Here is a 1,550-nt window from a genome sequence, read left to right as displayed (position 1 = left end):
ACGGTATTGCCGGTACAAGGCACCGAGCTTTCCCGGTTGATCAGCCATTTGCCGCCGACCTTGATCAGCTCCAGGCTCTTCTGCGTCGTGTCCTTGTACTGGTTCGACTGGTACACCTGACGGAATTCCGCGAAGGCGCGGTCCGGGCCGTCCAGACGAATCTTGATGTCGTGCAGTTCGACGCCGATGTTGTCGCGCGTCGCGATCCGGCTGCGCCGCAGTTGCGCCCAGTCTTCCCGGCTCAGCCCGCCGTCCGGGGTGAAGCTGGGGGCGTAGAAGCCGATGTAGTCGCTGTAGTTCTTGGCGGCCCAGGCGGCAGCCCAGGCTTTGACCTGGGCTTGCAGTTCGCCGTCGAGGCTGACCGGCGGTACGGCGGCGGCCGGCAGCGCCGGCTTGCTGTCGAGTTGGGCCATGGCGCGGGCGTTGAGGGTTTCGCGGTTGCTGGCGACTTGGGTGATGGCTTCGGCCGGGCAGAACTGGCGGGCGTCGCTGCCGGCGAGTTCGCTGGCGACCGGGTCGCGGGCGTCGAGTTTTTGCAGGCCGAGGACTTCGAGCAGGGTGCCCATGCCGGCGTAGGTGCGCAGGTAGGCGAGGCTTAGGTCGGTGTCGGCGTTGACGGCGTTGCGCCGGGCGCTGAGCAGTTCGTTTTCGGTGTCGAGCAGGTCGAGCAGGGTGCGTTGGCCGACGTTGAATTGGTCGCGGTAGGCGTCGCGGGTTTTTTCGAGCAGGCTGACCTGGGTGGCGAGGTAGGTGCTTTGTTCTTTCAGGCGCTGGACGTCGTTGTAGGCGATGGCGAGGGTTTGCCGAGTGTCGCGGCAGGCTTTTTCGCGCAGGTCGAGGGCGAGGTTCTTGCGTTCGATGTATTGCTTTTCGCGGGCGCGGTCGCTGCCGCCGTTGAAGATATTCCAGCTGACGACGAGTTCGGCGACGTTGTAGTTGCGTTGGCCGTCGACGCCGAGGTAGTTGTTGGTGTTGTCGGTGCGGGCCCGGAAGTCGAGTTTGGGGCTGTAGGCGGCGCGGCGGACGTCGATGTCGCGTTCGGCGGCTTCGATGTTTTCGACGGCGGCGAGCAGGGCCGGGTTTTTTTGGTAGAGGGTGTCGAGGGCGGCTTTCTGGCTGGCCGGTAGCTGGTTGCCGATCTGGCTGGGGGGGAGCACGGTACCGGGGGGCTGGCTGTTGATCAGGCGCTGGTAGCGGGCGGTGACGTCGTGCAGGTTGGCGGTTTCGGTGGTCAGGTTGATTTCGGCGAGGGCGAGGCGGCTGCCGGCTTGTTCGAGGTCGACGCGACGACCGACGCCACTTTGGGTGCGCCGGATGAGTTGTTCGTGGGTGGCTTTGTGCTGGACGTAGTTGTCTTCGGCCAGGTTGACCAGGAAGCGGTAGCGCAGGACGTCGAGGTAGGCGCGGGCGGCTTCGAGGGCGACGTTTTCGGAGGCGTCGAGCAGTTCGTAGTAGCGGACGAGGCGGGCTTTGTCGAGGCGGCGCACTTCGTTGTGGGTGGCGAAGCCGTCGAAGAGCATCTGGTTGAGGCTGAGCAGGTAGCTGCTGCG

1 protein-coding gene is annotated in these 1,550 nt (G+C 65.2%); it reads right to left on the bottom strand.

The features are described 5' to 3' along the window. Positions 1-1,550 (bottom strand): TolC family protein (locus GH663_RS20850; RefSeq protein WP_153133505.1); only part of this gene is annotated, 1,550 nt, incomplete at both ends.

The sequence above is a fragment of the Dechloromonas hortensis genome, from assembly GCF_009469765.1.
GTDB classification, from domain to species: domain Bacteria; phylum Pseudomonadota; class Gammaproteobacteria; order Burkholderiales; family Rhodocyclaceae; genus Azonexus; species Azonexus hortensis.
The sequence above is the reverse complement of the archived record's forward strand: the minus strand, read 5'-3'. Positions and strand labels throughout refer to the sequence as shown.